The organism is Rhodopirellula sp. UBA1907 (genome assembly GCF_002337565.1).
In the GTDB taxonomy this organism is placed as follows: Bacteria; Planctomycetota; Planctomycetia; order Pirellulales; family Pirellulaceae; genus Rhodopirellula; species Rhodopirellula europaea.
Window position 1 is genome coordinate 89,082 of sequence record NZ_DDGH01000048.1, and the last position, 24,640, is coordinate 113,721.

Here is a 24,640-nt window from a genome sequence, read left to right on the forward strand (position 1 = left end):
CCAGCCGAGTCGGCCCACATTGTGGCGTTCTTCGTGGCGAATCACCGTCATTGCGACGATCGTTAGAAACGCTCCCAGCACACTGCTGATGTAGGCGACAATCCAAATCATTCGGAACCTTGGTCGAGAGGGCAAATTAGGAAGGTAGGAGGTGTCCGATCCGCAGCCAAAGAGGCAGGATTCGTGCCAACCAAGTCAGGCAAACTGAGATGTGCTCAATAACTGACGCCGATGGAGGAAGATAATCGAGTTTGCACGTTGGTGTTTGGCTCGTGATCCGTGGCGATTTCCCAAGTTTTACAGCGGGAACAACGAGGGGACCGCCTTCAGAAGTGGCTGAGCTGATCTGTCGCCGATCGGGTGATTTTTGTTAATTCCCAGCCTGAAAGTGTTCGCTTCCGCTGTTTTGATACAGACCCAGTGATTCCAACCCGTCTGACACGCACGATTCTCTTCGAAATCCTTCGGATCTTCGTCGTTGCGCTCGTCGTGTTGACGCTGCTGATTCTGCTGATCGCGGTGGGACGTGAGTTGTTCCGCAAGGGATTGGGAGCGATGGCTGTTCTGCAGTTGTTGCCGTTCGCGATTCCGATTTCCTTGCAGCACGCGGTTCCTGCAACGGCGTTGTTTTCCGTCTGTTGCGTCTACGGCCGAATGGCTGCTGATGGTGAGATTTCGACTGTCAAGGCGTCAGGCATTTCGCCGCTCAGATTGCTGCAGCCGGCGATCGTCTTTGCCGCTTTGCTCAGTCCAGTCGCGGTGTATTGCAGCGACATGGCGGTTTCTTGGGGAAAACCCGGCGTCAAACGAGTCGTGCTGCTCTCGATCGAAGACATCGCTTACCGGTTGCTGGAACGCGATCACTCGTACACATCCGATCATGGATTCTCGATCCACGTTCGCGAAATTGACGGTCGCCGAATGATTTCGCCTCGGGTGTCCGTTCGCGGCAAAGGCGACGATGCTTTCACCGTGACCGCGAGTGAAGGCCAATTGATGATGGACGAGGAGACTCAATCTCTCGTTCTGAAATTGGTCGACAGCCAGTTGATTCGCGGAAAAGGTCTGCAAGGCGATTTCCCGGGCGAACGTCAATTCGAGATTCCGATTGGCAACGCGTTGGAAGAAGACGATATCTCCACCCGAAGTCCGAGTGAGTTGCCTCTTCGTTTGATTCGAAACGAACGACTTCGCCAGCGAGAACGCACTCACGCGAAAATTGGCGAGTTGGCGGCGTTCACCGGATTCTCTTTGCTGACATCACGACCGGCGGAGATTGGCGGCGAGAAATCTTCGGCGATTCAATCAAGTTTGAAATCGAGCCGGCATCGTCTGACCCGATTGCAGACCGAACCTTGGCGTCGTTGGGCGGAAGGTTTCACGTGTTTCTTCTTTGTGCTCGTTGGTGCACCGCTGGCGATCGTCGCGAAGACCAGTGACTACTGGACGACGTTCGGGATGTGCTTTCTGCCGACGATCTTGGTTTATTACCCGCTTTACTTGCTCGGGTTGGACCAGGCGAAAGCGGGTGACATGCCGCCGTATGGCGTTTGGATCGGCAACGTGGTTCTGTCCGGCGTTGGCATGATGTTGATCGCTCGGGTTCGGCGGTACTAAGATCCGCTGCGCCGAAAAGCGTTTCCTGCGAGTTCTTTCCGTCGGGGTGGTTTTGCTTTTACAATCGCAGCATCGTTTGTATTCGATGCCCGTTGCCCGCCCGAGGATCTTTCATGTTGTGCTGCTGTCTTGATGTCCGTCGCTTCGTTTCTTCGAAGTTGCCGGCGTTGTTCGCCTTTGGATTGTTTGCTGGTTTAATTGGGACAGCCCCGGTTGCCCAAGCCGAAGTGCAGACACAAACCATTGTCTACAACGATGGCGACGTGGTGCTAGAAGGGTTCTTGGCGTTCGATACCAGTGTGCGACCCGCCGGCACGAAAGCGGATTCAGGCAAGCCAGGGGTTTTGGTCGTTCATCAATGGATGGGCCTGACCGATTACGAACGTCGCCGGTGCCGTCAATTGGCTGAACTGGGGTACATCGCGTTCGCTCTGGATATCTATGGTCGTGGGGTTCGTCCCGCTGACACCGGTGAAGCGGCTGAGTTCTCAGGGAAGTACAAGAGCGATCGAGAACTCTATCGTCGCCGACTGAACCTGGGTTTGGAGCAACTTCGCAAGGCAGACAATTTGGCCTCGGATCAGGTGGCAGCGATCGGATACTGCTTTGGCGGAACCGGGGTGATTGAGCTGGCACGCAGCGGAGCGGACGTCAACGGCATCGTCAGCTTCCACGGTGGTTTGGATTCGCCAACACCGGAGGACGGAGCCAACATCAAAGCCCGGATCTTGATCTGCCACGGTGCCGATGACCCTTACGTGCCGAAGGAAGACATCGAAGCAACGATCGCTGAGTTCGATGCGAACGATGTCGATTGGCAAATGAATGTTTACGCCAACGCGGTTCACTCATTCACGCAGCCGATGGCGGGCAACGACAACAGCAAAGGCGCGGCGTACAACGAGAAGGCCGACCATCGATCGTGGGACGCGATGCGAGTCTTCTTCCACGAATTGTTCGCTGCCAAGCCGGTTGAGTGAGCGTCGCGGATCTGCCGCGATTTGCATACGTGTGGAGCACACAACGAAGTGTTGTGTGCTTCACCGTTTGGATGCTTCGCCAATGCGTGAGACCGTTCCGGCAACACTTGCGAGAAGCGAGTTGCCAAGTACCTCTTGAGAATCAGCCTACTGGCGACGGTCGCGACGCGAAGCATCCATTTCGCGAGATTTGCGTTGGGCCTTTTGCTTGTTTTTGAATCGCTTCTTGCGTTTCTCGTCTTTCAAACGAGCGGCTTCTTCCGCTTCGACCATCGCCTTTTGCGTGAGGATGCGTTCTCGTTGCATCGTTGCGGGGGTCTCGAGCGTAAGCCGGCCCAGGCCACCCGTGCGATATTCCTGAATCAGGATTCTAGAGGCTCGTTCCAGATCGACTCGGTTGTTGCGGCCAAGGCAACCTCGCCGGCGCCCGATGTCTTCGATGACCGCCATTTCGGTGTCGGCAACCGACTCGAGGTCAAAGCGGGCGGCCAACCGATCGGGGTACTGTTCCATGAAATACCGGGCGGCGAAAAAGCCCACGTCGGTGTAGTCCATCGCGGTGTCTTTGATGGATCCGATCAACGCCAGTCGATAACCGCTGCTGACGTTGTGAACCTTTGGCCAGAGCATTCCCGGCGTGTCCCACAGGATCACTCCATCGCCGATATCGACACGCTGTTGATGCTGGGTCACCGCGGGCGTGTTGCCCGTTTTTGCGACCTTGCGACCAGCCAGGAAATTGATGATCGTTGATTTGCCGACGTTGGGAATTCCCATCACCATCGCATTGATGGATCGACCCTTTCGATGAGGGCACATGCCGATCAACGCGGATTTCAATCGGCGGATGGTTGGCACGTCATCTGTCGTGACCGAGCGAGCTCGCGTGGAGCTCGAATTATTCAAGGCATCCAACCACTCTTCGGTCAGGTGTGGATCGGCCAAATCGGATTTGGTCAGGACTTTCAAACAGGCTTTGTCACCGCGAATGTCGGCCAGCATCGGGTTTTCGCTCGAATAGGGAATCCGAGCGTCGATGATCTCCATCACCACATCCACTTTTGGCAATGCGGCCTGGATTTCCAGCCGAGCTTTGTGCATGTGGCCGGGGAACCATTGAATCGACATGGTCAGGGCGTTTCGTGTGGAGCGGGGGCGACCGGCTGAGTCGGTCAATCGAATGGTTCGATCATTCCCGACGGCACGAGTCCGATTTGGAAGCCCGCCCAGTGTCACACACCGGGATGGATTTTTCTAACCCTGTTTCGAATTCTGGCGTCCGCCGTTTCGCGATCAAGCAGCCGGGGCGGCCAGAGGGGCCTGCGGCTTGGCGGTGAGCAAGCCGTAGATCGCGATCACCACGAAACAAATCAGCGGCAAAACGAAGGACATGTTGAGCGACCATGTGTCGATTAAATAGCCTTGCAGCGGCGGCATGATGGATCCACCGGCGATCGCCATCACCAACCCTGCGGCACCCAACTTGGCGTCGTCGCCCACTCGATCCAGGGCGATGCCATAGATCGTTGGGAACATCAACGACATGCAGCCTGAGACACCGACGAGAGCCCACAAGCCCACAATGCCACCGACGAACATGACGGGAACCAACAACCCGATTGCACCAACGGCCAAAACCATCAGCAGGGCTCCGGGGCGAACATATTTCAGCAGGAATGTGCATACGAATCGGGCCACTGCAAACAAGACCATCGAATACAGCGTGAACGACGATGCGGCAGTGGCGGCGTCTCCGGCGGACATCCCATCGGCCATGAAAACCCCTTTGCCGTACTGGGCAGTGAAGGTCCAGCACATGATTTGCGCACCGACATAAAACGCTTGAGCGATCACACCGCCGACATATCGCGAATTCGCCATCAGACGCCCGATTGTTCCGCCGATATCGAGCGATCCATCCGAGTCCTGGTTGCGTGGCATCTTCTTGACCAAAATCAGCACAAACATGGTCACGATCACCAACCCAATGGCCACGTAAGGACCCCGTACAATCGCCAAGTCCGAGAACTTCATGGCATCAAATTCTTCGATGGGCAACTCCGCTCGTTTGGGACCATCCAATGAATTGATGTTTGAAAGGATGGCGTACTTCGCGGTAAGGATGCCAACGATCGATCCAAGTGGATTGAACGACTGAGCCAGGTTCAGACGCTGAGTCGCGGTTGAGGCTGGCCCCATCGAAAGGATGTAAGGGTTGGCACTGGTTTCCAGAAAACTCAAGCCGCAGGTCATTACGAAGAAAGCGATCAAGAACGGCATGAACTCGCCAACGCTGGCGGCGGGAATGAATGCCAAACCGCCGAGGGCGTATAGCGCTAGTCCGACCAGCAAGCCGGTTTTGTACGAGAACCTTTTGATGAACAAAGCGGCGGGCAACGCCATGAAGCAGTAACCGCCGTAGAAGGCGAACTGGACGAAGGAGCTGGCAAAGTTGCTTTGGTTAAAAATCCGTCCAAACGCTTCCACCAAAGGGTTGGTGATGTCGTTGGCAAATCCCCACAGGGCAAAACAGAACGTCGTCAGAACAAACGCGACCAAGTAACTCTTGGGAACCACTTCAGCCTCGGTTTGTGGTTCAGCGACGATTGGTTCAGCCATGAGTTTCCGGGGGAGAGGTTGGAGGAATGAAGAAAGAGAAGTCCACGCCAATGGTTGGGGCGTGGATCAAGCAAATCATAACGGCTCGAATCAGACGTATGGGTACGACGCGTCAATCAAACCGTCGCGTTTCATCGATGTCCAAAACTCAGCCGGAGGCTCGGCCGAAACCAGTTGAACATTTTGAGCGATGCGATCGGGTTTGCTGCTGTTCAAGGCGGTTGCTACGACACCGGGTGGCGACATGCCGAAGGCAACGCAAGCTTCGGCTGGACGAACACCATGTTGCTCGCAGTGACCATGGAATCGTTGACGCCAAGAAATCAGTTCCTGGTCTTCGACGCTTTCGCCGGTGACTTTTCGATAGTCGTAGTAGTCGCCTCCGGTCAAAAAGCCCGCGTGGAAAACCGCTGAGTTGATCACGCTGACACCTTGAAGACGCATCGTTTCAACGAAGTCCAGCAACGATTGCGGATGAGTCCGAATGGTCAGACTGGTTGCAAGCATGACCCAGTCCAAGGGAAAGGCTCGAGCGAGTTCTTCCGAGACACGCCAGTCTTTCGAGCCAACGCCGATCGCCAAAACATCACCGCGGTCACGCAGTTCGCTTAACGCTTGGTAGGCACCCAGGATGTCGTCCCAGCGTCTTTGACGATCGTTTTTGTCGGTTGCTGCGGCCAAGTACTCGTCCGGGTCGTGGACAGATACCAGCTGAGGTCGGTAGGGAGCGAGTAGCTCGCATCCCTGTTCCCAGCATCTCAGAATGCCGTCGTAACTGATGTCTTGGACCGCATCATGTTCGAGCCCAACCCATGCACCGGGTTCAAACGTTGGTTCCGGCGTCGTCAAAGCCACTCGCCGCCAACCGAGTTTGTTGCTAATCAAAATTTGATCGGGAGCAACGTTCAGTGAACGCAGTGCATCCGCCATGCTTTCCAACGCCAAGCCCGCGCCGTACTTGCCGGCTGAGTCTGCGGCGACGACGCCCTCGCAATGTTCAAACCATTCCGAAACGATGGACCGCTTGGTATCGCGGTCGACCGCTTGGTAGAGATTGCCCAGTGCGCTGGTGCCAAAGATGATTGGCGGCAGCATGTTGCCTATGGTTGGCACGGCGGCCTTCGCAACTCGTCGAGACACGGTGGACTCTGGCATTACTGGGTGACCTTCAGGACGTAAGCAAACTTGGACGCTTTGTCCTTTGGGAGTGAAACGGTCACGCCCGATGCGTTTCGTTCCCAACTCAGTTCTTTGTCGAATCCGAGCAGTTGGATGGTGTTGATCTCTTCCGGATACAGATCGCTGCCCTGAGCCAGGGTTTTGATCGTGATCTGGTTGTCCTCAGGCCACTTCAATCCATGCACGTACAAGATGTTGTCGCGGGTGGTGAATCGCAGGTCTTCTGATGTGAAGGGTTTGTCCTTGGACTCGGAAACGTGACCTGTCGAGACCGACGTCGGTCCTTCACCAAAGGTCTTCCAGTAGGTCGTTTCGTAGATGGCCTCACCGTTGGTCTTTAGCCAATCGCCGATTGCCTTCAGGATCGCCTGGTCTTCTTCGGGGATGGTTCCATCGGCCCGAGGTCCCACGTTCAACAGCAGGCAACCGTTCTTGCTAACAATGTCGACCAAGTCGTTCACCAAACGCTCGGGAGTTTTGTAGCGTTGGTTTTGCGTGTATCCCCATGAACTGGAGCTCACCGCCGTATCGGTTTGCCAGAAAGGCTTGCGGATCTCAGCCATCTTGGAGCGTTCTTTGTCCAAGACCGCGGCGGATTCGGGAAACGCATTGAACTTGTAGTTGATGATGCCGAGGTCGGAATCTTTCGCCGTCGTTTTGTTGTAGTAGTAGGCTGCGAATTTTTGCAGGTGCTCGGCGTACGTGTTGTTGAGGTAAGTCGAGTCGCCGTGTTTCGGGGTGATACCAAAGTCGAACCAGAACACATCCGGTTTGTACTTGTCCACCAGTTCGCACGACCGAGCCAACCAATCGTCTTTGAATTGTTCGTCTTGAGGCGTGAAGTTGTGTTGGTAGTCCCATGCATTCTCTTCAAACAAGAAGGGCATTGGACGACCATAGAGGTCAGCGTACTGTGGGTCAGCGTTGTCGAACGATTCGTCACGCACGTAGAACATCCAGTTGAATGCCCGGTGACTGCTGACGCCGAACTTCATGCCCTCTGAACGAACCGCTTCGGACAGTTCCTGAATCACGTCGCGTTTGGGGCCCATTTCGGATGCGTCCCAGCGAGTGAACGCACAGTCGTACATCGGGAATCCGTCGTGATGCTCGGCAACTGGGATGACGTATCGAGCTCCGGTGTCTTTGAAGAGCTGGGCCCAAGCTTCCGCGTCAAACTTTTCTGCTTTGAATTGCGGGATGAAGTCTTTGTAGCCAAACGTTTTGTGAGGGCCGTAGGTATCGATGTGATGCTGGAAGAAATTGTCACCACGGCGGTCACGATTGATGTACATCTGCCGTGGGTACCATTCGCTACCGTACGCGGGAACGCTGTAGGCTCCCCAGTGAATGAAGATGCCAAATTTTGCATCCTTGTACCACTGCGGAATCTCGTACTTCTCAAGCGAATTCCAGTCGGCTTCGAAGGGACCATCGGCGATGGTCGCGTGGATGTCCTTGAGTGCTGGCTCAACTTCTGGGTGAGGCAGTGTCGCCGGGTGAGGCTTCGTCTGGTCTTGCGCCACGGCGGTTTGGAGTGTGATACACGCCAACATGGACATCAGTGTCGTCCGAAATTTCATGCTGCAGCTCATCGAAAGGCGGGGCAACGCGGGGATTAGTGGGGGAGGAAACGTCTTCAGGGAGCGTTTCAGTCGGATTAGTTTCCACTGAGCCCGCCGGAATCCCATAGCCGAGTTTGAATTTTCCATGCGGATTTTTAAACTGGCGAAAGCGGCGGGCAATCAGTTCTCGTTCGGCGCAGCAGGCACCGACAATTCGCGGTTGGAAATCGCCAGATCGCGATCAGGGGCGGGCTTCGTAGAGAAGCTTGCCTTCGTCGTTGTAGAATTTGATCAGCAAGCCTTCGCCTGCGGTGATCGATAGAAAACCGCCGCTGGGTTCCGGTGAGATGAATGGTTGCCGGATCAAAGCATCGGGATCAGTGCCTCTTCGCGATCCCGGCAACACGCCCATGCGAGAGTTTTCGTCATTCAAGGCACCGCAAGCAAACTCTTGAATGCCAGACGGATGAATGCTGTGGTACTGCCAGTGTCGGTCGCCGCACATCGTCATGAAGTGATCAATTTCGTTGGATTCCAACCACTCGAAAAATTCATTCGCCTCGTGTCGAAAGCCTTTCAAGTTGGCGTGGTTGTCTTTCTTGTAGGCGTCGTCGGGGCCGACCAAAGGCGTTGGCGAAATCAGCAATTTCCATTTCGCGTCGCTCGCTTTCAACGTGCTCTGCAGCCATTGCTTTTGCTCGCTTCCCCACAATGTCTTCTCTGGGCCATCCTTCATGCGATTGGGCGATCGGTAGTCGCGACCTTCGGTCAACCAAATTTGAAGGTGCTTGTTGACGCGAAAAGTGCGATAGGTCGGTGAGTCTTGATCGCCCGCGGGAACGATCGGCAATTGTTCTCGAAAGACATCGATTCCGGTTTGCGGAAGCGGCAGGCGGTCTTTGTCGTGGTCCGAATCGTTGAAACGGAAGTCATGGTCGTCTTTGGACCAATACCCTGGAGCTTCTTTCAAAAAATCGATCAGACGCGGGAAGCGAAATTGTTCGTGCCAGCATTTTCGGAGTTGCGATAGCGTCTCTGCATTTCGATAGGGATTGTCGTAGTAGACAATGTCGCCGGTACCGACGAAGAATGCTGGCGAGAGTTCTTTCATGTGGACCAACGACGGGTAACCCAATCGCTTGTCCTCTTCCGTGGCGGTCAGTGGACCGGATGATTTGGCTTTCTTGCCGTGCAAGAACTTGTTGTAGTTCATGCAACTGAAAACCAGGAACTCAACGTCCGCCTCGGAATCTTCGGCCGGAAGAGTTTGGAATTGACCGGTTGGTTCGAGCGGACGTTCTTCGGTCGCGATGGAAACCAAAGCTCGATAGTAGTAACGCGTTCCTGGCGTGAGTGACGACACTTGGTGCCGCACGATGAAGTCGTTGCCAGGTTCCGCGGTCAAAAGATCGCTTGTTTGCGACGATTTAAAATCTGGGCTGGCGGACCATTCGAAACGGACTCTTCCCGCACGTCCGGGCAAGTCCCCGGTTTCGTCCAATCCTTCTCTCGCGGTCAGTCGCGTCTGCAGCAACACGCTGGTCGAAGTGACTTCGCCAGACATCACGCCTTGGCCTAGGAAATACTGCTGTGCTTGAACCAGAGATGGGCAAAGAAGCAGCGCGAGAAAGACCAAAGCAAGACGTGATCGCATCATTTCAACTCAAGCAAAGAGCACTGGGAAGTTACGCAGGAACAACTCGGAATTCACTCGGCTGAGGCGGTGGCTTCGTCGAGTTGTCCAGCGGCCCAGAGCACACCACGCGAAACGAGATCCATGTAGCGAGCGTCGGCGACGGTTTCGTTTTGGTGACCGAGCGAAGTGCTGAAGATTCGCGTTTTATTTGGGCCGTATTCGTTGGTCCAAGCAACGACGGCGGTGGCTTCTTTTGCTTTGGCGTTTGGGTTTTGCTTCAGCTGTCTCTTGTTTGGCGGCGTCTCTTGGATGCCCTGGATCAAAGCCGAGGCACCATCAAACACACGAATGTTGTTGTAGAGCTCTTCGTTGATGGTCGTCCAGTCTTCCATGCCAGCGGTGATGGGGTGTTTGTCCAAGTGTTTGATGTCGATTGGGAACTTGGGACCGTGGCCGGTCGATTGCAATCCGAGCATTTCGTACCAGCCCGCATTGTCGGCACCGTCTTGAACCGGTTTGCGGAAGTCGTCCCAACGATAGCTGTGCATGGCGCAGTGAAGGTTCACGGCTGGCACGCCATCGAGGTGCTGTTTCAAAATTCGATTCACGTAGGGCTTTTCGATGACGTCGGCTGAACACTCGTCGTGAATCACAACGTCATAACCGTCTGCCCAATCGTCGGACTCGTAAATGTCGAATCGTGCTCGGGTGGTCGTGTTGTCGCTCAACACAACCGTGACCTTCGCATTGATTCGCTCCTCCAATCCCTCTTTCAGAATCTTTGTTTGGCTGGTGTAGTCGTGGCAGCAACCGCCGGCGACGAGCAGCACTTGAAGCAGCTTCTTTTCGGATGAAGCAGCGGCGTCTTCCCCGTGAGTCGCACTCGCAACGAAGAAGGGAGACAGGAGGGCGGCAATCGCGAGAAGGATGAACTTTTGCATCGTGATGTGAATTTGAGGTGGGTCGAAAGATCGGAAGGTTTCGTATTGTAAACGACCAGTCAGGTATTTGGTTGGGGTAAGGTGTTTTCTGCTGAAATCAAACCCCACAGGAATGCGTTCCATGAAGCGTCGTCGATTGAATCACCTCCGCAGCGATACCCATGCGGAATTTCGTTCTTCAGCAGTTTTCTGCTGTTTGCTATTGGTCTTTTCTCTGGGCGGAGGGACTGCCGTGATCGGCCAGGAATCGAATCCATTGGAGAACGCAACGGTGAAGACGCCGGTGGGGGCTGCCGAACCGGTGACAGCCGCGGAGATTTACGGTGAAGGGGTCCGTTCGACGGAGCACCTGACACCCGCCGAGGAGATGGCAGGGTTCCACCTGCCGCCCGACTTCGAGGTTCGGCTCTTTGCATCTGAGCCCGACATTGCCAAGCCGTTGAATATGGCGATGGATTCAGAGGGAAGTCTCTGGGTGACCAACAGTGTTGCTTATCCATATCCGGTGGCATCGAACGAGAAAGGCCCCGATTCAGTCAAGGTCTTAAAAGACACTGATGGAGATGGGGACGCCGATTCGATCAGGACATTCGCGGATAGTTTGAACATCCCAATGGGAGTGCTGCCCTACGGAGATGGGTGTTTGTGCTTCAGTATTCCAAACATTTGGTTCCTCCGTGACACTGACGGCGATGGAACGTGTGATAAACGAGAGGTCGTCTTGGGGCCGTTTGATACGACCCGAGACACGCACGGCATGATCAATTCCATGCGAGATGGTGGTGATGGTTGGATCTATGCTTGTCATGGATTCAACAATCAAAGCCGAGTTGCCGGAACGGATGGGCACGTTGTCACGATGCACTCAGGCAACACGTTCCGTTTCCGGCCCGATGGGAGTCGGGTGGAGTTGCATACACGCGGACAAGTCAATCCGTTTGGAATGACCAGGGACGAATGGGGGTATTGGTATTCGGCGGACTGTCACAGTAAACCGATCACCCAACTGGTCGCCGGTGCATGCTACCCGAGTTTTGGTCGGCCACATGATGGGCTGGGGTTTCTGCCGCCGATGATGGATCATTTGCATGGCAGCACGGCGATTTCTGGCATTCAATTCTTCCCGCCGAACTCGCCGGTCATTCCACTTCGGAACTGTTTTATCAGCGGCAACGTGATGACGTCGCGTTTGAATTGGAACCATCGCGAGTTCGTTGGGGCGACGGCGAAGGGGCGTGCGCTGCCTGATTTTTTGACCAGCGATGACCCTTGGTTTCGGCCTGTGGATATTCAGGTTGATGAACAAGGAAACATCTACGTCGCGGATTTCTACAACAAGATCATTGGCCACTACGAAGTGCCGTTGGAACATCCGGAGCGAGATCGAACGAGTGGTCGCATCTGGCAGATTCGGTACACGGGCGCGGCGATCGATGGTGATGAATCGACCGGCGAAGAGCAGCGGTTGGTATCAGAACTTCGAATGGCTTCAGAAGACAATGCGGACGCTATGGCATTGACGCGGGTTCGTGAGCTCTTAACGCACGAAAGTGCCCATGTTGTGCGAATAGCGGCGGAGTGTATCGGACGACGCGGCGACACCACTGACGTGGCTGGATTGCTTGCAACGCTATCTCTGGTTGATGACGCGGACGTTGTGCTGCGGCAAACGATCCGTATCGCCATTCGCGATTTGTTGCAGCGAACGCCAGGTGACGATCCGTTTTGGAAATCGGTGCCTGGCGCGGAAGCCGTCTCGGTCATGCTGGGGCTGAAGCGAAACGAAGTGGTCGATCCGATCTTGGCATATTTGGGAACAGCGACGCAGGACGATGGCGAGCGAACGTCGAGCCAAGCCTTGTTCAGCCACGCGGTGTCTTTGGCTCAACCAGACCAAGTGGATGCTTGTGTTGAGCTGGCCAAGCAAATGGCAGGCGGCGATACGGAGCAGGCATTCGATTGGTTGCATCTGATCAGTGACGCGGTCGGCTCCCAGTCGACGAGTGTCCCAGCGTCGATTCGAGCTTGGGCACTGGAATTGATTGAATCCGAATGGAACGCATTGACCGCTGACGGCGAAGCTTCGGTCGGTTGGTTTGGTTCCGGCGGTCGCGATTGGGGAACCGAGCAGCGTTTGACATATGTCGCACCGTCGCTGGCGGAACGCGACGAGTTTGCTGAATTGGTGAGCAGCTTTCCGCTTGGTGAGACGTACACCGGAATGTTTGCAAGCGATTGGTTTGAGGCACCCGAACGAATTCAATTTCGATTCGCTGGGCACAATGCTCGACCAGGACAAGCCAATCCGGAGCAGAACTTCGTTCGTCTTCGTTCAGCAAAAACAGGCGAGGTGCTGCGGCAGGTGATGCCTCCTCGCTCGGATGTCGCGGAGCTGGTCGTTTGGGACACCCGCGATGTGATTGGTCAGTTGGTGCGAATCGAAGCGGTCGACGGTGACTCTGGCACAGCCTACGCGTGGTTGGCGATCGGTGACTTCACGCCGAAAAGACTTGGTCCTTCGGGATCGTCTCGTCGTTGGGCGAGAGTGTTCGACTGGGTTGAACGACTCGAACTTTCCGAATTTGAGCGTCATGTAAAAGAACTGTTGGTTGATGAACGCTATGGTGTGCTGGCACGGTTGAATGCCGCAGGCACGGTAGCGAATCTGAAAGGCAAACCTGGAATGTCGACGCTCGCTCAGTTCGTGTCGGCGGAAATTGGGCGAGTGGATTTGGCGGAGTCGATTGTTGTCGCGATTGAGGATGAGCGGTGGGACACGATTGATCTGCTAAAGCAATTGGGACCACATCTGAGTGCTTCGCAACAACGCAAACTGGTGCTGAACTGGATTGCAAGCGGTGCTGAGTTGGCGGGTTTGTTTTCAGTGATTGAGTCGGGGGTGTATGCCGCCGAAGTCTTAGTCGATGCGGACGTGCAGCAAGCGATGGAGCCAAAGCTGAACGAAGCTTTGCGTGAGCGAATGAAAGAGTTGACGGAAGGGATCGTCGTTGACTCGGGACGGATGGAGAAGTTGAGCCAGTTGCTCGCGTCAGTTCGAAGCATGGATAGCGACGCGGTGAAGGGCAAAGCTGTGTTCACAAAGCACTGCCAAACTTGTCACCAGCTTCGCGGAGAAGGAAGTTTGGTCGGACCGCAGTTGGACGGAGCCATTACGCGAAGTGTGGAGCGGTTGCTCGAGGATGTGGTGCTTCCGGATCGCAACATTGACCAAGCATTTCGAACGCAGAGTTTGCTGCTAGATGATGGCCGTGTACTGGTTGGTTTGGTTGCCAGCCAGGACGACGAATTGATTCGTTTGACCACGTCGGATGGGAAGACTCAGGAGGTTCGCGTCGACAGCGTGGAAGCTCAGCAAGCGTCTCAGCGTTCGTTGATGCCCAACAATCTTTCCGAGTTGATGACCGAGCGTGAATTGGTGGACTTGATGGCCTACCTGAAGGCTTCGCCTGGGCATTAAACGAAGGTTGTGGGAATGCTTGGGTTTGCCGGAAAGCAATTGTTAGCTGCCCAGCGGCGCATGAAAAACCCCGGCATCGAATCAGATGCCGGGGTTGAATGATCAATCAGTGTTGCTTCGGTTCAGAAGCGATCAGTCGCGATCGCGTCCGCCGCCGCTACGACGTGGGCCGCGTCCGCGACCTCCGCCGCCTCCACCGCCGCTTCCGCCACGTCGACGACGTGGACGATCTTCACCGTCGCCACCGCCTTCTCCGTCGCCGCCACCTTCGCCTTCAACGGCCAAAGGATCTTCTTCGCCGAGCTCTTCAAGAGCTTTGCGACGGCTGAGCTTCACGCGATCGTGCTCGTCAACATCGATGACCAAGACCTTCATGGCGTCGCCAACGGCGATCACTTGGTCGAGGCTGCTGATGTATCCGCCACTCATTTCGCTGATGTGAACCAGTCCATCGCGACCGGGAAGGATTTCAACGAAGGCACCAAACTCTTTGATGCTGCTGACGGTACCGTCGTAGATCTTGCCGATCTGAACGGTGGCCGTGCAGGCTTCGACCTGACGCATGGCTTCTTGAGCCGACTCTTTGTTGCTGCTGGCAACCAAGACGGTGCCTTCATCATCGACTTCGATGACCGCACCGGTCGTTTCTTGAATTCCACGGATGTTCTTTCCGCCAGGTCCGATCAGGGCACCGATCTTATCGGGCGAGATCTTCGTGCGAAGCAAACGAGGAGCGGTCGGCGAGATTTCGCGGCGAGGACGTGGGATCGCCGTCAGCATTTTCTTCAGGATTTCGATCCGAGCTTCACGAGATTGTTTCAGCGTGGCGCGGATGATGTCGTTGGTGACACCGGTGACTTTCAAGTCCAACTGGATACCGGTAATACCGTTTTGGGTACCAGCGATCTTAAAGTCCATGTCGCCGAAGTGATCTTCGGTTCCGAGGATGTCGGTGATCAAGCACCAGTTGTCAGGACCGTCTTGGACGAGGCCGACCGAGATACCAGCGACTGGGTTGCTGATTGGAACGCCCGATGCCATCAGGCCGAGGGTCGCACCACAAACGGAAGCCATCGAGGAGCTACCGTTCGATTCGGTGATGTCGCTGATCACGCGAATCGTGTAGGGGAAGTCGTCGGCGGAAGGAAGCACGGGAGCGACACTTCGCTCGGCCAAGCAACCGTGTCCGATTTCACGACGTCCAGGCCCACGAATCGGACGGCATTCGCCAACCGAGTACGAAGGGAAGTTGTAGTCCAGCATGAACTTCTTGCTGTACTCGTCTTGCAGGCCGTCGACGCGTTGTTCGTCGCGGCTGGTTCCCAATGCAATCGTGATCAGGGCTTGGGTTTCGCCACGTTGGAACAGAGCCGAACCGTGAACGCGTGGCAACAAGTCGGTTTCGCAGTGGATGGCGCGAAGCGAGTTGTGGTCGCGACCATCGGGGCGGGTGCCGGCGAGGATCAGATCGCGAACGACCTTTTCTTCCAGGTCGTGCCAGACGGTTTTGAAGCGGTTGACGCAAACAGCGTCGGCTGCGTTGGGGTCAGGAATGACGTCTGCCATGGCACGATCGCGAACGGCACGAACGGCTTCCGCACGAGCTTGTTTGCCCGAAGTTTGCTGAGCGGCTTTGAAGTCGCTGTAGTAAGCGTCGGTCAGACGCTCGAGCAATCCGTCGTCTTCAGGAGACTGGTAAGGAGTCTTCTCTGGATTGACCTTCTTGTAGAACTCTTCTTGCAGGTCGATGACTTCGCGGATGGCGTCATGGGCGAAGCCAATCGCTTCCATCATTTCGTCTTCAGGCATTTCGTTGGCGAAGCCTTCGATCATGGCAACCATGTCGCGGCTGCCGCTGACGATCATGTCCAACTCGCTTTGTTCGAGTTGATCAGCGGTTGGGAAGGCAACCAATTTGCCGTCGACCTTACCGACTCGAACGCTACCCAGAGGGCCTTTGAATGGCAGTGGGCTGATGTGCAACGCGGTGGCTCCACCGATCATTGCCAACACGTCGCCATCGTTTTGCAAGTCACTTGCGATCACGCAAGCTTGGACCTGGACTTCGTCTTTGTAACCAGCTGGCCAAAGTGGGCGGATCGGGCGATCCATCAAACGCGAGCTGAGGATTTCTTTTGTGCTGGGACGACCTTCGCGTTTCAGGAAGCCACCAGGGAACTTACCAGCCGCAGCCAATCGCTCGCGGTAATCACACATCAAGGGGAAGAAATCGATTCCCGGACGTGGCGTACCCGATGCGGCCGCGACCAGCACAACGGTTTCGCCGTATTGAACCAGCACACTACCGGCTGCTTGTTTAGCGATGTGTCCTGTCTCGAACGACAGCACCGAATCACCAATTTTTCGCTCCACGCGAACTTTTTGAACACTCACAACAACCTCTTTTCCTGCATCTACACAACAAACAACAATTTGAACGGCTTTTCCGAAGCCGGCCCGATTTTCATCCCTGGCCAACAAGGCCTGCTCAGCCACAACGGCTGATGGGAAAGAGTGGCGAACTGGGTCGCCACGCAACAACGTGAAGAATCGCGAAGATCGCCAAGCGACATTCCCGATTCGTGACAATCAAACTTGGGCTTGTTTTGATTGGATCGCGATGGGTACCGAAAGGTGCCACAAACGAACTGCTCTGACGAGGCGACAAGACGCAACCGGACCGGCTGCAGTACATGGACAAGGCAAAGTAGAGCCAGCGAAACGGCGATCACGCTCGCTGAGATGGATGGGAAGGATTTGAGTCCAGAGAAGGACATTCCCGATAGCGATGCTGAGCCGCAGTCAAGCTGCGACTCCACCCCGCCCCGGGACCAAAGAGCCCGGGGGGACATACGCCACGTGGCCGCGGCCACGCCGTCGACCACCCGGTCACAAACTATTTGCGGATACCAAGCTTACCGATGATATCCAAGTAACGTTGTGGGTCTTGCCCACGAACGTAATCCAGCAGACGGCGACGGCGACTCACCAAACCCAACAAACCGCGACGCGAGGCATAATCCTTGCGGTGGGTTCGCATGTGTTCGGTCAATCCGTTGATTCGTTCCGTCAAAATTGCGATCTGCACTTCAGGAGAACCAGTGTCTCCAGCTGCGGCGCCGTGCTCGCTGATTACTTCTTCTTTCCGTTCTTTCGAAATCGTCATACCGACTGATGCTTTCCTGATCGTTTGTGATCGCGGTGGACCAATGTTTCTGAATCGCAGAAGTTTAGCGTGCCCCCCTGCGAACGCAACGTCAAATTCGCTGCGGTACGAAAATCGGCTCAGTAGCCAATTCCCGCTCTTAGAATAAACGCTTCTTCCAGGCTTGTGTTGCCTGCGACCGATTGTTCGTAGAGCAATTCTCGGTCAAACGAGATGCCGGCTTCGATGAATCCGGAACGTTGGCCGGTTCGCAAAAGTTGCGAGTTGCCCCATTCGAATCCAAACATCGCGTTGATCTGGTTGATATCGACCCGTTCGCCGTCCGAAGCGAGCGCAGTATCGCTGAGCGTCCAAGAATCACCGCCGTATTCGCCGGCCAGGTACCACCAAACGTCACGGGTACCGATCGTTCGCCAGTATTTTGCCAGTTTTGGCTCAGGGAAGTAGATGTCGAAGCGGGTGTACGGGTTTGGTTGCCACAACAATCCCCCCGCAGGAAGGAGCTTCGTGTCGAGCCGATCCAGGTAATAGACGCCACCTTTCAGAGTCGACGTTGGTGTCAGCCGAAAGGAAACGAGTCCTTTGCCGAGAACGCGAATGCTGTCGCTGTTGAATGTGTCAAAATCGGTGTACGCCCCGACTCGGACGCCGAGTTCCGCACCGACAATTTGATTGGGATCGGTTTGCCAGCCGAAGTCGAGCGACGCCGCGTAGGCGTTGCTGGGTAGCATTCGAGTCGGGGCCGCGGCGGGCGTGGCCGGTCCATCGAACAAATACAACGAAAACGACGGGACGACAAACAAAGGCCGAGTGCTGAACAGAAAGTTGGGGAACGCGAATCCGATCGAGGCGTCGGTTTGGTTGTAGCCAACGTCGGTCGCTCCATCGCCGCCACCGATGAATGTGTGGCGAATCCTCGGGCCGTTGAGCATTCGGTAAGCACTGACGGCCTCCGGTGAACTGAAACCGCCCGGGAACAAGCTCGACGGAGAACCTGAAAAACCACCGGGGAACAGCGTGGACGGAGATCCGGATGGGTAGGCGGATGACGGATAGGGATCCATCCCCGGCGGAGGAATCGCGGTGCCCGGATAGCCGGTTCCGCCTTGGGAAGGCATGCCCGTTCCGGGATAAGTCGGTGGGGCGCCGGTGTAGATAGATCCTGCGTCGTAGGGGACCGCGGTTCCACCGCCGAACCCGGTTGCGAATCCGTTTCCCTGATAAGTGGCACCTTGATATGGCGCCGAGGTTGAACCTTGCGTGAACATGCTGCCGGAGAAAAGTCCGTTCAGCAAACCGCCGTTGGGATAGGCGGCGTTTCCTGTCGCGGGTGGGTATGCTCCGGCGGCGGAATTCGCAGGAACGGGTGCCCCAAGCGGTGACGGCGTGTACTGGGGGACCGCGAAAGAATTGGGAGCCGCTGCCGCCGATGCGTACGGATCAAACAGCGATCCCGATACGGGCGCGGTGTTGGGACGCGGCGGAGTGGCGAAGTTTGGGCCGGCGTAAATCGAGCTTCCGTAACTGCCATTTGGCGCACCATTCGCAACACCAGGGCGAGGGGCAATCGGTGATTGTCCGTACGGTGAGGCACCAGTGGCGGGCGATTGGATCGGACCAAGATTTGTTTGTGGAGTTTCGCCGTAATTCGACTGCGCGACTAAAGGAGCCGGATTCATCACAATCACGACGCAGCCCAATGAAGCCGCCATCAAGGTGAGGACGATTCGGAAGAATCCACCTATGATGGCGCTCGACTGCGGAGCGACGAAGTGATGAAAATGGTGAGGCAAAAGATTGCACTTTGGAGTCGGCGGGCGCGGTCGAGACAACAACTTGAGTCGATTTAGCGATTTTCATGAACTTTCGTCAAGATAAATCTGAACGGCGATTGGCTCGTGATCACCACAATTCATTGAAAACTAGGCAAGCTTGAGCGATGGAAGACTTAGATATCCCGCAGTTGGCTGAATACCTGCACATCACTCCCGACCAAGTTCGGAAAATGGTTTCGCGAGGAAACTTGCCGGGCCGGCGTGTCGGAGGTGACTGGAAATTCAACGAGGCCGAGATTCATCACTGGCTCGAAGAACGAATCGGATTGAGCGACCAAGGTGAACTCGATCAGGTTCGTGCGGTTTTGCATCGTCGATCGGAGGCTCCACCACACACTTTGGCAGAGATCTGCCCCGTCGAGTTGGTTTCCAATCCGTTCGTGGCCAGGACCCGCGGCAGCGTGATTCGCAACATGTGCGAACTTGCCAGTCGAACGGGCATGCTCTGGAATGCACCCGCGATGGCCGAAGCGGTCGCGACTCGCGAAAAACTGCATCCGACGGCGTTGGACTGCGGTGTGGCTTTGCTTCACCCACGCCGTCCGCAAACATCCATTTTGGCGGAGTCCGTGTTGGCGATGGGGATCTGCCCGACGCCGGTCGCTTTCTCCGATACCGGGCAGTTGACCGACATTTTCTTTCTGATCTGCTCTTATGACGACAGTTCGCACTTGCGTATTTTGGCGAAACTGAGCCGGATCGTCTCCGATGAAGCCTTCTTAGAAGGCGTGCGTGCAAGTGACACGCCGGCAGACGCTTGGGCGATCTTGAACGAAGCCGAGATGTCGCTGGATGAGAATCACGCTTTCTAAGTCGAACCAATCCACCAGAGACAGTGTCTCCGCTCAGGCCGTCGAGAATCCGGCCGCGGAGAGTTCCGAATCCGACATCGGTCCACCTTGCATTTTGGCTTGGGTGGGCGAGTCTTCCGATCCATTGGCATTGCATGCAAAGGCTGTGTGCGAGCAGAACGCGGACGCGGTCGCGACTTATTCCAGTGTTGCGTCGCTGCTTGCGTCGCCGCCGCGACTTCCGTTGTCGCATGTGCTGCTCGCTCAATCCGATCGTTCGCACTTCATCGATGCGGGCCAAATTCGTGATCTGAAAAGTGTCGCTCCAAACGCGAAAGTGTTGCGATGGTTGGGGCCCTTGGTTGCTCCTTCGGTCGGATTGCCAGGACAAGAAGGCTGGGTTGAGTCGATCGGTTGGCGTGACAGTTCACAAACGTTGCCGCTTTGGTTGGGCGGAATGAACGGTTCAGCCGACTTGGCTGAACCGACTCAGGGTTTGATCGTCGTTTCGCAATCTTGGGCAACCGCGGACGCTTTGTTTGAAACCATCGAAGCGATTGCAGGCGAATTGAATCAACCGGTCCCGGTGATGACATGGCGTCGAGATGGATTGACTCGCGCGGATCGATTCACTTCCGCTCACGTGGTTTGGGACGATTCAGTATGGCGTTGTTCAGACGCGAAGCCGTGCAAGTTGGCGTCCGCTGTGGAAGGTCGGCGGTACCGGCACATTTGGATGACCGGGATGGCGTCTCCATCACAAATTGATGACGCCTATCGATCTGGCGTTGGCGCGGTTTGGAACAAGCCAACTCGTCGCGAGTCGATCGAAGCACTCTGGCACTGAAGCACCTGGCGTTGAAATGCATTGTGCCAACAGGAGTGTCTGAGATCGCCTAATCACGCGTGCGACTGCGCATAGAAAAACCCGCCCGCGAAAAATCGCGGACGGGTTCGTTGCCGGCCGAGTGGAGTATCTCGGCCTAGCGTTTTGGAGTCGATTTGTCCACTCAACAGTGGGCGAAGATTCAAGTCACGAACTAGCAACCGGTGCAAGGCGATGCACTGACCGTTGCGCCACAGCTTCCGCAGCCACTGCCGATCGACGGAGCCGATTGGTAATGGATTGGAGTGCTGCATCCGCTCGCTCCGCTGCCACCCATGATGACCGATGGTCCCACGTTGATGGCTGGTGCTGATTGGTAGCCGCCGATGGCAGCTGGTTCAGCACAAGGCGTGAAGGATTCTTCGACCAAGGTCGGAACCATCTTGCAAACTTGGACCTTCTTTTCCTTCGTCACGGTGACAGGAACACTGACGGTGTACTCCTCAACCACTTGCTCAGCGACTTGGTCGTAGCGAGTGGTTGTGTAAGGTTCGACGGTGTATTCAGGAATGTTGTAAGTGAAGCTGACTTCCTTGGTACGTTCTTCAGTTTTGTACGTGACGTAGGGGATCGTTTCCGTTTTGGTGACCGAGGTGTAGGTCAATTGTTTGCGGATACGAGTCCGAGTTTCTTCGTTGTACTGGACTTCTTTGCGAGTACGGGTGCGAGTTTCGTCCACGTACTGAACAACTTGCTTTGATCCGGTGCGAGTTTCAGGTTGATAGACGATGGTCGTGCACTCGTAAGGGACCTGAGTCGCTTGCTGTTCGTAAACGGTGTAGTTGACGACTTGCGACTCGGTGGTGCTGGTCGTGACAGGCACTTCTTCGGTCACAACGTTGGGGACCCAAACGCGTTTGGTGATGGTGCTGGTTGTCGATCCGCAAGCGGTCGATACTGGAGCTGAGTACGAGACTCCGCCACCGCAACCGGCGTAGGTTTGGCCATAGCCGTTGCCACAGCCACCGCATTTGGAAACGCAACCGCCGCACGAGCCACATCCGCAAGAGCGACGTCCGCACGATCCGCCACATGCAGATGAAACCGAGGACGCTGATCCGCATCCGCCGACATAAGCGACCGTGCTAGCAACAGGTGCCGCGGCGACTTCAACGACTTGTTCTTCCCAATGACCGTAGTCTTTGGTGACCGTTTGCATGGTGGTCTTTGGAACAGCCACTTCGATGGTGCGGCTCTTGGTGACTGGAACAGCGTTGACGACCGTTCGAGTCTTTTGAGTCGTCACGGCTTGTGGCACGTTGACGGTGTAGGTGAACGTTTCGTCGACCAACTTTGGCACCTTCACGGTGTACGTTTCAGGAACGTCGACCAAGGTTGGAACGCGAACGGTGTACTCTTCTGGAATCTCGGACCATTGTGGCACCGACTCGGTGACTTCGACTTGCTTCTCTTCCTTCACGGGAACCAAGACCGAGTAAGTGATTGTCTTGGTGTCCGTCTTCGGCACGTTGACCACTTTGGTGCGGTACTTTTCTTCCGTCACTGGAACCGTCTTGTAGACAGTCTTCGTGCGGAAGCGAGTTTCCGGTTGGCTTTCGGTCACGTTGACCATGCGGGATTCGGTTACATAGGTCGGCTTCATGACGACGCGATAGCCGACGACGGGTTCGCAAATGGTTTCGCGAGCAGGAACTGACGACGTGACAACCGATCCGCCCATCACCGATGGGCCACTGCTGTAAACCACACCAGTCGAATAGGTCTGGCTGGGAACGACGTAACCCTGGCCGCAACCAATTGCACCGCCGCAACCGCTGCTGACGACGGGTGCCGAGACGCCGCACGGATCGGAGCATCCGCCGCACGGGACGCATTGTGCCATGGCAGTCGCCACCATGGAGGCGAAGCATGCCGCAGCAATGCCCGCGAGAGTTGGTCCAAACTTCACTGGTGAAATCCTCAAAGAGTCTTAAACAACGATGGAAACGGATGCCAATCGAAGTCCGACGGCACACGTGAAGGGTGTGAATCATTGGGTGCGAGCATTGCCGACCGGGCGTTTGTCGTTCAAAAGGCGTCGTTCAGAAAACACTGCTCGGAGCATTCTCGCAGCACCCCAGGGGGGGAGAGGCCGCTACTCTGTCGCACCAGATTAGATCGGGTCTAGAAGGTTACAATCGTTCAGGTAAGAAAAAATCGCCTATTTGTTGCAATGGGCACAATCGTTGCAATCCGCACAGATATCCTACAGCACGCAGGTTTTTGCCGGTCAACCACCCGAAGCGTCCAATTCGCCCGAACGAAACAAACCCGCTTCGGAAATCTCGGGAAGATTCCCATTTCCCGTGCGGCGTCCCTCGTGAGGGGAGTTTCTGGTTGATAAATTTCTTCTTCGCACGCCCGATCCTCCACCGAGCCAATCCGTGGAGGCTTCCGTTTTGAGACCGATGGCATTGAGGCCTCGTTCTCAACCGATCTCAGCACCTTCCGAAGAAATCTATGAACGCCGTGATTGAATCTCGCCCTTGGGCCGTCCAAGTTGGAATTTCCATCTTTGCCGCGTTTTGCTGGGTCAACGCCTCAGCCAGCTTCGCGGCGAAGCCTGGGCAACCCGTGGTCGCTCGCGTCGAAATGCAATTCGCGAAGGAAGACAAAGTCGTGGACGTCATCGCGAAAGGCGATTTGTTGACGGTGGTCGAAGATCGCGGTGAGGACTACGTGATCGTGACCCACGACGGGACTCGTGGTGCCGTCGACAAGGTCAACGCGGTCGAGTTGGCGGAATCGACGGGCATCTACACGGATTTGATCGAGGAGTTTCCTGAAGAAGGGCGATATCACACGCTTCGCGCGTCGGCGTGGTGGGCGTTGGGAGAACAGGAGAAGGCGATGGCGGACTTCAACGATGCCATCGAAAAGGGCTACGAAGAAGCTCACGCCTACAGCAGCCGAGGACTTTTCTATGCGGCTCGCGGCGAACATGACGCCGCAATCAAAGACTACGAGCGGGCATTGAAGCTCGATCCCGAAGACATCACTCCGATCATCAACCGGGCGGCCGTTCGAATGGCTCAGCGTGAGTTCGAGGCGGCGATCGGTGACTACACCGAGGCACTGGAAGTTCGCGAGGGCAACGCCGGGCTGCTTCGTCAGCGGGCTTTGGCTTACAAGTCCGCAGGTGAAATGGAAAAAGCGATCCAGGATTACGATGCGATCGTGGACGACAATCCCGAGGACGTCGCGGCGATCATGGGCCGCGGTTACATCCGTTTTCAGCAACACGAGTACGCGGCTGCAGCTGCCGATTTCTCCGCGGCTCTCGAGTTGAACGAGAAAGATCCGGTGGCTTGGAACAATCGTGGATACAACCGTTATCAGCTCGGCAAAGCCAAGGAAGCGTTGTCAGATTACGAAAAGGCGATTGAGTTGGCACCTGAGTACGGTTTAGCTCATCAAAACCGAGCTTGGTTGTTGGCGACCACCGACGATGAATCGTTGCGTGACGCGGATGCGGCCGTGGAAGCAGCCAAAAAGGCTTGCGAACTGAACGGCTACGGAAATGTGAGTGATCTGTCGGCTCTCGCCGCCGCGTTGGCCGCTCAGGGTGAATTCAAGGAAGCGGTTGGCTGGCAAGAGAAAGTCGTCGAGTCGGCTCCCGAGGATGCGAAAGAATTTGCGGGCAAAATCCTCGATCGTTACCGAGCCGGGAAGCCTTATATTGCTGATCCCGCCGCGGCGGAGAAAGCCGAGCAAGCAGCGGCAGAACGTGAGGCTAAGAAGAAGGCTGAGAAAGAAAACGCAGCTGCGAAGAAGGCTGCGGCCGAGCAACTGGCCGAAGAAGCTGAAAAGGACGCCAAAGCAACCGGACTGGAAAAGGCTGAGTAGACGCCGGTCTCATGCCCTGAGCTCTTCCGCAGGGAGGGCGTGCAGTTTCTTGATTCCGCTTTTCGGCAGATTTCCACATGGCGTACCTCTCCCGAAACGAA

General features: G+C 55.8%; 16 protein-coding genes. 6 read left to right on the forward strand and 10 right to left on the reverse strand.

From position 1 onward, the window contains the following. Window positions 1-420 precede the first annotated feature (420 nt). Together B2R17_RS10255 and B2R17_RS10260 are read left to right on the forward strand one after the other, a co-directional pair. Entirely contained in the window at window positions 421-1,617 is a 1,197-nt protein-coding gene (locus B2R17_RS10255; protein WP_286763908.1) for an LptF/LptG family permease, read from the forward strand. Between the two features lie 113 nt (window positions 1,618-1,730). Beyond that, entirely contained in the window at window positions 1,731-2,597 is an 867-nt protein-coding gene (locus B2R17_RS10260) for a dienelactone hydrolase family protein (RefSeq protein WP_286763909.1), read from the forward strand. Window positions 2,598-2,744: 147 nt separating this feature from the next. Here B2R17_RS10260 and ylqF read toward each other — a convergent pair whose 3' ends face one another. From ylqF to B2R17_RS10290, 6 genes are all read right to left on the reverse strand, one after another. After that, window positions 2,745-3,725, reverse strand: coding sequence for a ribosome biogenesis GTPase YlqF (gene ylqF, locus B2R17_RS10265; protein WP_039961782.1), 981 nt, complete (start codon window positions 3,723-3,725; stop codon window positions 2,745-2,747). A 165-nt stretch (window positions 3,726-3,890) separates the two neighbouring features. Then, on the reverse strand, window positions 3,891-5,216 hold the full coding sequence (gene fucP, locus B2R17_RS10270) for an L-fucose:H+ symporter permease (RefSeq protein ID WP_286763910.1): 1,326 nt from the start codon (window positions 5,214-5,216) through the stop codon (window positions 3,891-3,893). Between the two features lie 90 nt (window positions 5,217-5,306). Continuing rightward, on the reverse strand, window positions 5,307-6,371 hold the full coding sequence (locus B2R17_RS10275) for an aldo/keto reductase (RefSeq protein WP_008672581.1): 1,065 nt from the start codon (window positions 6,369-6,371) through the stop codon (window positions 5,307-5,309). After that, window positions 6,371-7,990, reverse strand: a complete 1,620-nt coding sequence (locus B2R17_RS10280; protein WP_037254642.1) for an alpha-L-fucosidase — start codon at window positions 7,988-7,990, stop codon at window positions 6,371-6,373. Before B2R17_RS10280 ends, B2R17_RS10275 begins: the two co-directional genes overlap by 1 nt. 211 nt (window positions 7,991-8,201) lie before the next feature. Next, complete coding sequence (locus tag B2R17_RS10285) at window positions 8,202-9,617, reverse strand: alkaline phosphatase D family protein (protein ID WP_286763911.1); 1,416 nt, start codon at window positions 9,615-9,617, stop codon at window positions 8,202-8,204. Window positions 9,618-9,667: 50 nt separating this feature from the next. Next, window positions 9,668-10,537 (reverse strand): ThuA domain-containing protein, encoded by an 870-nt coding sequence (locus B2R17_RS10290; RefSeq protein ID WP_037254653.1) that lies wholly within the window; start codon window positions 10,535-10,537, stop codon window positions 9,668-9,670. A gap of 121 nt (window positions 10,538-10,658) precedes the next feature. Here B2R17_RS10290 and B2R17_RS10295 point away from each other — a divergent pair, with 121 nt between their 5' ends. After that, window positions 10,659-14,015, forward strand: coding sequence for a PVC-type heme-binding CxxCH protein (locus B2R17_RS10295; RefSeq protein ID WP_286763912.1), 3,357 nt, complete (start codon window positions 10,659-10,661; stop codon window positions 14,013-14,015). A 132-nt stretch (window positions 14,016-14,147) separates the two neighbouring features. On the opposite strand, the gene pnp is transcribed toward B2R17_RS10295, so the two are convergent. The 3 genes from pnp to B2R17_RS10310 form a co-directional block, all read right to left on the reverse strand. Continuing rightward, on the reverse strand, window positions 14,148-16,409 hold the full coding sequence (pnp, locus tag B2R17_RS10300) for a polyribonucleotide nucleotidyltransferase (protein WP_286763913.1): 2,262 nt from the start codon (window positions 16,407-16,409) through the stop codon (window positions 14,148-14,150). Window positions 16,410-16,911: 502 nt separating this feature from the next. Continuing rightward, a complete protein-coding gene (rpsO, locus tag B2R17_RS10305) occupies window positions 16,912-17,181 on the reverse strand; it encodes a 30S ribosomal protein S15 (RefSeq protein ID WP_007329975.1) in 270 nt (89 codons plus the stop codon). Between the two features lie 119 nt (window positions 17,182-17,300). Next, window positions 17,301-18,893, reverse strand: a complete 1,593-nt coding sequence (locus tag B2R17_RS10310) for a hypothetical protein (protein ID WP_286763914.1) — start codon at window positions 18,891-18,893, stop codon at window positions 17,301-17,303. 227 nt (window positions 18,894-19,120) lie between these two features. On the opposite strand from B2R17_RS10310, the gene B2R17_RS10315 reads away from it, so the two are divergent. Next, window positions 19,121-19,828, forward strand: a complete 708-nt coding sequence (locus B2R17_RS10315) for a PTS sugar transporter subunit IIA (RefSeq protein WP_286763915.1) — start codon at window positions 19,121-19,123, stop codon at window positions 19,826-19,828. Then, entirely contained in the window at window positions 19,809-20,654 is an 846-nt protein-coding gene (locus tag B2R17_RS10320; RefSeq protein ID WP_286763916.1) for a hypothetical protein, read from the forward strand. The genes B2R17_RS10315 and B2R17_RS10320 overlap by 20 nt, the downstream gene beginning before the upstream one ends. A gap of 193 nt (window positions 20,655-20,847) precedes the next feature. Here the strand turns inward: B2R17_RS10320 and B2R17_RS10325 are convergent, their stop codons facing one another. After that, window positions 20,848-22,536, reverse strand: coding sequence for a ferredoxin (locus B2R17_RS10325; RefSeq protein WP_286763917.1), 1,689 nt, complete (start codon window positions 22,534-22,536; stop codon window positions 20,848-20,850). 617 nt (window positions 22,537-23,153) lie between these two features. On the opposite strand from B2R17_RS10325, the gene B2R17_RS10330 reads away from it, so the two are divergent. Beyond that, window positions 23,154-24,539 (forward strand): tetratricopeptide repeat protein, encoded by a 1,386-nt coding sequence (locus B2R17_RS10330; RefSeq protein WP_286763918.1) that lies wholly within the window; start codon window positions 23,154-23,156, stop codon window positions 24,537-24,539. Window positions 24,540-24,640 lie beyond the last annotated feature (101 nt).

What these genes read in the sequence shown, in the direction of transcription:
- B2R17_RS10280 (WP_037254642.1), bottom strand. Translation starts at nt 7,990, where the DNA reads ATGAGCTGCAGCATGAAATTTCGGACGACACTGATGTCCATGTTGGCG.
- B2R17_RS10315 (WP_286763915.1), top strand. Translation starts at nt 19,121, where the DNA reads ATGGAAGACTTAGATATCCCGCAGTTGGCTGAATACCTGCACATCACT.
- B2R17_RS10275 (WP_008672581.1), bottom strand. Translation starts at nt 6,371, where the DNA reads ATGCCAGAGTCCACCGTGTCTCGACGAGTTGCGAAGGCCGCCGTGCCA.
- ylqF (WP_039961782.1), bottom strand. Translation starts at nt 3,725, where the DNA reads ATGTCGATTCAATGGTTCCCCGGCCACATGCACAAAGCTCGGCTGGAA.
- rpsO (WP_007329975.1), bottom strand. Translation starts at nt 17,181, where the DNA reads ATGACGATTTCGAAAGAACGGAAAGAAGAAGTAATCAGCGAGCACGGC.
- B2R17_RS10330 (WP_286763918.1), top strand. Translation starts at nt 23,154, where the DNA reads ATGAACGCCGTGATTGAATCTCGCCCTTGGGCCGTCCAAGTTGGAATT.
- B2R17_RS10310 (WP_286763914.1), bottom strand. Translation starts at nt 18,893, where the DNA reads ATGGCGGCTTCATTGGGCTGCGTCGTGATTGTGATGAATCCGGCTCCT.
- B2R17_RS10285 (WP_286763911.1), bottom strand. Translation starts at nt 9,617, where the DNA reads ATGATGCGATCACGTCTTGCTTTGGTCTTTCTCGCGCTGCTTCTTTGC.
- B2R17_RS10320 (WP_286763916.1), top strand. Translation starts at nt 19,809, where the DNA reads ATGAGAATCACGCTTTCTAAGTCGAACCAATCCACCAGAGACAGTGTC.
- B2R17_RS10260 (WP_286763909.1), top strand. Translation starts at nt 1,731, where the DNA reads ATGTTGTGCTGCTGTCTTGATGTCCGTCGCTTCGTTTCTTCGAAGTTG.
- B2R17_RS10325 (WP_286763917.1), bottom strand. Translation starts at nt 22,536, where the DNA reads ATGGCACAATGCGTCCCGTGCGGCGGATGCTCCGATCCGTGCGGCGTC.
- B2R17_RS10295 (WP_286763912.1), top strand. Translation starts at nt 10,659, where the DNA reads ATGAAGCGTCGTCGATTGAATCACCTCCGCAGCGATACCCATGCGGAA.
- fucP (WP_286763910.1), bottom strand. Translation starts at nt 5,216, where the DNA reads ATGGCTGAACCAATCGTCGCTGAACCACAAACCGAGGCTGAAGTGGTT.
- B2R17_RS10290 (WP_037254653.1), bottom strand. Translation starts at nt 10,537, where the DNA reads ATGCAAAAGTTCATCCTTCTCGCGATTGCCGCCCTCCTGTCTCCCTTC.